This is a genomic window from Streptococcus sp. DD10 (genome assembly GCF_001578805.1).
Classification (GTDB): domain Bacteria; phylum Bacillota; class Bacilli; order Lactobacillales; family Streptococcaceae; genus Streptococcus.
The window spans coordinates 162,525-168,524 of record NZ_KQ969158.1; the positions used below are offsets into that span (position 1 = coordinate 162,525).

At 45.8% G+C, this 6,000-nt stretch carries 5 protein-coding genes; 2 read left to right on the forward strand and 3 right to left on the reverse strand.

Annotation, left to right across the window (positions count from 1 at the left end):
- Positions 1-60: 60 nt before the first annotated feature.
- The 3 genes from STRDD10_RS03805 to STRDD10_RS03815 form a co-directional block, all read right to left on the reverse strand.
- The gene (locus tag STRDD10_RS03805; RefSeq protein WP_067193262.1) at positions 61-642 is read right to left on the reverse strand and encodes a histidine phosphatase family protein; all 582 of its coding nucleotides are present in this window, start codon (positions 640-642) and stop codon (positions 61-63) included.
- Between the two features lie 12 nt (positions 643-654).
- Positions 655-1,494, reverse strand: coding sequence for an HAD family hydrolase (locus STRDD10_RS03810; protein ID WP_067193263.1), 840 nt, complete (start codon positions 1,492-1,494; stop codon positions 655-657).
- A gap of 96 nt (positions 1,495-1,590) precedes the next feature.
- Positions 1,591-2,472, reverse strand: coding sequence for an AraC family transcriptional regulator (locus STRDD10_RS03815; protein WP_067193265.1), 882 nt, complete (start codon positions 2,470-2,472; stop codon positions 1,591-1,593).
- A gap of 107 nt (positions 2,473-2,579) precedes the next feature.
- Between STRDD10_RS03815 and STRDD10_RS03820 the strand changes: the two genes are divergently transcribed.
- Both STRDD10_RS03820 and STRDD10_RS03825 read left to right on the forward strand, forming a co-directional pair.
- Positions 2,580-4,019 (forward strand): glycoside hydrolase family 1 protein, encoded by a 1,440-nt coding sequence (locus STRDD10_RS03820; protein ID WP_067193266.1) that lies wholly within the window; start codon positions 2,580-2,582, stop codon positions 4,017-4,019.
- Positions 4,020-4,372: 353 nt separating this feature from the next.
- A partial coding sequence (locus tag STRDD10_RS03825) for a MutS-related protein (protein WP_082782036.1) occupies positions 4,373-6,000 on the forward strand: 1,628 nt, incomplete at its 3' end.

The window sequence follows — 6,000 nt, forward strand, 5'->3', positions numbered from 1 at the left end:
CAGAAATGGTCTTTCCGACGGCTCTTCTGAAGTTTTTATTATGTGATGAAGTCACTCTTTTCATGCACTAAAATCATGATCAATGACGGTTTCTAGATAGAATTCCTGGTTTTGATAGCGAAAGACATAGATGCAGCAGTTGCCGATATGCCCTTGGGGCTGGCATTCCCAGTTGTGCTCATGGACGCGGGCAAAGTTAAAGAGAGCACCACCGTGGGAGACCATGAGGATATGTTTCCCAGCGGACCCGTCCATAAGTTGGCGAATAGTAGTATCCATCCGTTCTTGAACCTGAGTTTGGGATTCGCCCCCATAGGGGACAAAGAAATCACGATAGGGGATAGAGGGATTGAGGTCTTCGCTTTCTCCTTCAAAGACCCCAAAGTTCCACTCTTTCAGCCCCTTGATGCGTTGGTAGGGGAGGGCTCCTTCTGTGACGATTTCCAGTGTATCTGTGGCCCGTTCTTGGGTGGAACTAAAGGCGGCATCAAAGGTGATGCCTGCTTGTTTGAAATAGTCTCTCGCCACCTGCGCCTGATAAATACCTAGCTTAGTTAGGGGAGAGTCACACCAGCCCTGAATCAGGTGGCGTTGGTTAAAAAGGGTTTGCCCGTGACGCATCAGGTAAAGGAATTGTGTCATTTGCTTGTCTCCTTAGATGAGTTCCAGTTCTACAAAGGCCTTGTAAAGACCATCTTGAGCCACCGTATCGGTCACGTGGTCTGCCATGGCTAGAATCTCGGGTCCGCCATTTCCCATGGCAACGCCGATCTGACAGTAGTCCAGCATGGGAATATCGATCTTGGCATCTCCAAAAGCAATGGTTGCGGAGCGGTCTGCCTGCAGGTGATCTAGAATTACTTGCACAGCATGAGCCTTGTCAATAGCAGCAACTCCCAAGTCTCCAAAGAGAGCATGCTCTCCCTTGCCACCCCAGGTTCCAGCTTTTAGCTCAGGAAAGGCTTTTTTGGAATCTAGATGGTCCTGGTAGCTCTTGAGGATAAAGCTGATTTTATTGAGATCCGCACGATAGAGCTCGCCGTCAAAGACCATCCCATGAAAGGCATCTTCTGCTTCTAAGTGAGAAACTTGGTCAGGATTGGCGCCTTTTCCTAAAGCATAGGCTCGAATGGTTGGGCGACAGGCTTCGCGGAAGTTTGGACTGGCAAAGAGGCCATTGTTGCTCTCGAGATAGAATTCGAGCCCTCGCCTTTCTAGCCAATCAACGACTCGCTTTTCCACTTCCAAGGGAATCACCTGGTGAAAGAGAACTTGATCTTGGTGCTCAACATAGGATCCATTGCCTCCAATCATGCCATCAAAGCCAATCTCCCAGATTTCCTCAGGCATTTCAGCTTTACTACGTCCGGTACAGACATAGACCAGATGTCCCTGTTCTCGCGCCCTGCGAATGGCAGTGACAGCCGATTCGGGAAGGTGATTGTCATAGTCCACGATGGTACCGTCTACGTCTAAAAAAATGATTTTTTTCATATTTCCACCTCGCTCGTTTCTACCTCTATTATAGGAGGTTGAGACGGGTTTTTCTCCTTTTTTACTGAGGAAAACTGATACTATTCTAGGAAGTGTTCAAGCTTTCATTTCCTTGCGATACTGGCTGGGGGTCATTTGATAGACCTTTTTAAATTGTCGGTTAAAGTTGGAGAGATTGGTAAAACCAGACTCAGCTGCGATTTCTAGGACCGAGAGAGTGGAGTGTTGCAAGAGCTCAGCTGCTTGCTTGAGTCGGTAGTGGATCAGGTAGTCCATGCAGCTGACACCTAGATGTTTTTTAAAGAAATTCATAAAGTGGGTGGGACTGTAGCCACAGATGCTGGCCAAGAGCTCAATGGTCAGCTCGTCTTGGTAGTGGGCATTGATATAGTCAATGATGGTTCGAATCTTTTCCTCCTTGCGGTAACCGTCGGAGGACTGGGTTTTAGTTGTGACATACCCGTGTTTAAAGAGGAGATGGAGAAGCTCTAGCAATTTACTTTTGAGGCGGAGCTCAAAAAATGTTTCCTGATGAAAACCGATTTCCATAGCCTCGATGACCAAGGCTCTTATGGCAGCATAAGCTTCTTGATGGGGCTTGATAACTCGGACAAAGTCCAGTTGCCCATTGTAGAGGGGTTGCAGGTATTCGATAGAAGCATGGTCGCGAGTCGAGTAGCCCAGCAGGTCTAGATGAAAATTAATGGCATCCATAAAATGGTAGTTATCACCGATTGGATGGATAGAGTGCAGGGCATTAGGGCGGATGAGGATGATATCGCCCTTTTCACTATTAAAGTAATCATAGTCAATATGAAACTGGGCCTGTCCCTCATGGACGTAGATGATTTCCATGTCCTGGTGCCAGTGAAAGAGAATGTCCGGGAGCCCTTGTTCCATAATGGTTCGGGTGATGGAGTAGGGTGTGAGTTGATTTTTATAGGGGATGTTTTTATGCAGTTGTCCAAGATCTAGCATGAGGTGTCCTTTCCTAGGATAGTATCAATTAAAGCTATAATTGTGCAAGAAATACCTGACTTGCTTTATTATAATATAACTAAGAAAAAAAGAAAAGGATCAGCGTTATGAGTAAATTTCCGAAAAACTTCCTCTGGGGTGGTGCGACTGCTGCCAATCAGTACGAAGGAGCCTACAATGTAGACGGCAAGGGCTTGTCTGTTCAGGATGTGACCCCTCGTGGGGGTATTCCTGTCAAGGCTGGGGACCACAATCCTGTGATCACTGAGGGACCAACAGCTGACAATCTCAAGCTAGAAGGGATTGATTTTTACCACCGTTATAAAGAAGACATTGCCCTTTTTGCAGAGATGGGCTTTAAGGTTTACCGAACCTCTATTGCTTGGTCACGGATTTTCCCAAATGGGGATGAGACTGAGCCAAATGAAGCTGGACTTCAGTTTTACGATGATCTTTTTGACGAATTGGCCAAATACGGGATCGAGCCTTTGGTGACCCTTTCTCACTATGAAACGCCGCTACACTTAGCGCGTGCCTACAATGGCTGGGTCAATCGAGATTTGATCGGCTTTTACGAGCGCTATGTGCGCACGGTCTTTAACCGCTACAAGGACAAGGTTAAGTACTGGCTGACCTTTAACGAAATCAACTCGGTGCTTCATGCGCCCTTCATGAGTGGTGGGATTGCTACACCAGCAGAAGACTTGTCTAAGCAAGACCTCTATCAGGCTGTTCACCATGAGCTGGTGGCTTCAGCTCTTGCGACCAAGATCGGTCATGAGATCAATCCAGACTTTAAGATCGGCTGTATGGTACTTGCTATGCCGGCCTACCCTATGACTCCAAAACCTGAGGATGTCCTAGCAACTCGAGAATTTTCAAATCACAACTACCTCTTCTCGGACATCCATGCCCGTGGCAAGTACCCGGCCTATCTCAACCGCTATTTCCGTGAAAATGGGGTGGAAATCCAGTTTGCGGAAGGAGACAAGGAACTTTTGGCTCAAAATACGGTGGACTTTATCTCCTTCTCCTACTATATGAGCGTGGTGCAAGCCCATGATCCGGAAAGTTATTCTTCTGGCCGTGGGAATGTCCTTGGAGGTCTAAACAATCCTTACCTAGAAAGTTCTGAATGGGGTTGGCAAGTGGATCCAATTGGCCTACGCTTAGTCTTGAACGACTTTTACGACCGTTACCAGTTGCCGCTCTTTATCGTGGAAAATGGCCTCGGAGCCAAGGATGTCTTGGTGGAAGGACCAAATGGACCAACGGTTGAAGATGACTATCGCATCGACTACCTCAAACAACACTTGCAGCAGGTTGGAGAAGCGCTGGAAGATGGCGTGGAACTCCTAGGCTACACCACTTGGGGTTGTATCGATCTTGTCTCTGCTTCAACAGCTGAGATGAGCAAGCGCTACGGCTTTATCTATGTTGATCGCAATGACGATGGCACAGGTACTTTCAACCGCTACAAGAAAAAATCCTTTGACTGGTACAAGCAAGTTATCGCAAGCAATGGGGAATCCCTCTATGAAGAGTAAGATGAGAGGTGAAATTAAGAACGCATGATCTTGATTGGATACTCACAATAGAAAAGCTCCTTATAAAATAACAAGCCTAGGTTTTCCTAGGCTTGTTTTGCCAAATCCTTGCTAGCAATTATAAAAAGGAATAGAATCCCGCTGTAATTTCATATATGGAAGCGACAAGAGGAGGTTAAATAGAGTCGTATCCAGTGAATTGTCCAGGATTGTTTAGTTTATCTAGTTGAGTTACTCAGTCTGACAGGTAGGTCAATTTGATGTTTTCATTCACAAATGAATCTTACGTAGATACTTGTGACTTTGCTCAAATGGGTATATAATACTAGTATCCTTATCAGGGAGGTCTGCCTATGAATGACTATCTTGTTTATCTGCCTCTGTTACTTGTCTTGCTGTGGGCTTTGTTTCCAATTTTTCAGCGAGTTTTAGATATCCGAACCAAGTCTAAATTGGCTAAGGCTTGGGATGGTTACTATCATCTGGGGCGCAAGCGAGATTTGGATGTTAGTTTGGAAGAGAGCTTGCGGTTGGATAAAAGCTTGCAAGCCTATGATTTTTTTGTGGATGACCAGACCTGGCATGACCTGGATTTTCAGAAGATTTTCCGCGAACTAGATGATGCATACTCCAGTCTAGGTTCAGAGTGTTTATACAACCTCATGCGATTGCAGCAATTTGAGGAGGATAGGGATTTTGCCACTTTGCAGGAGGAATTACGCCTGCATCCAGACCAGCGCTTGGAGATGCAATTAGCTTTTTTTAAATTAGGCAAGAAGAACTATAATCAGGCTAAAAGCTTGGTGAGTAGGTCTTCTATAAAGGGTGGTTCCCTCTTTTATCTAGAGTTGTTCATAGGGGGGCTTCCTTTGCTTGGCTTGCTTTTGATGGTTATCGATCCTTTGTTTTGGGGCATGTTTACGCTCGTTACAGCAGCGGTCAATATCGGCATTTCTCTAAAAACACAAATCAGCCTTAATGCGCGCTTGGAGCAGATGAATTATCTGGTGATAGCTTTGGCGGCAGGACACGCCATTAGCAAGGTTTCGTTTTCTCAACAGAGAGAACTAAAAGAGAACTTGCAATATTTTTCTTGGGCCAAGTTGCTAGGTGGTTTTTTCATTCGGAAAAATAGCACCAATGAAATGGACTTGCTGGGGATGTATGCCAACATGCTATTTCTCCTACCCAACATTGCCCAGTCCTATATGGCACGGCAGTTGCAGCATCATCAAAGAGCGGCAGCAGATGTTTTAGCGACTCTAGGTAAACTTGAGGCTGCTATCTCTGTCTTACATTATCGTGAGCGCCTGCCTGTCACCTGTCAGCCAGACTTTCATGAGCAGAAGTGCGTAATGGGGCAGGGGCTTTATCATCCCTTGCTGGATAATCCTGTCCCCAACGATGTCGATTTTTCAGCCAATATAGTTATCAGTGGTGACAATGCTTCCGGGAAATCGACCTATCTGCGAACTGTTGCGGTCAATATTCTTCTAGCCCAATCTTTGGGATTTGCCTGTGGTGTGAGTCTGGAGTTGATGCATGGGCATGTCTTGACAGCCATGGATGTGTCGGATGACATTGAAACGGGAGATAGCTATTTCATCACAGAAAGCAGGGCTATTCAACGGATGATTTCTAGTCTATCCCAGCCTGATTTTCACTATCTTTTTATCGATGAGCTGTTTAAGGGGACCAATACTGTGGAGCGGATTGGAGCCGGTTTAGGGATTGTACGCTGGTTTGCCTGCCATCCCTGTCTTTATATGGTTTCCAGTCACGATATTGAGCTGGTTTCAGCCTCTCATGTGCTCAATCGGAATTATCACTTTGATAGCCAGTATGTTAATGGTGAAATTGTCTTTGATTATCTGATTAAGCCCGGGGCGAGTGTGACTAAAAATGCAGTTAATACTCTGGAAAGTCTGCATTATCCAGAGGATATTACGCAGATAGCTCGGCAAGTAATTTCTCATACTCA

Coding starts and splice junctions, on each gene's coding strand:
- STRDD10_RS03805 (WP_067193262.1), bottom strand. CDS start 642: ATGACACAATTCCTTTACCTGATGCGTCACGGGCAAACCCTTTTTAAC.
- STRDD10_RS03810 (WP_067193263.1), bottom strand. CDS start 1,494: ATGAAAAAAATCATTTTTTTAGACGTAGACGGTACCATCGTGGACTAT.
- STRDD10_RS03815 (WP_067193265.1), bottom strand. CDS start 2,472: ATGCTAGATCTTGGACAACTGCATAAAAACATCCCCTATAAAAATCAA.
- STRDD10_RS03820 (WP_067193266.1), top strand. CDS start 2,580: ATGAGTAAATTTCCGAAAAACTTCCTCTGGGGTGGTGCGACTGCTGCC.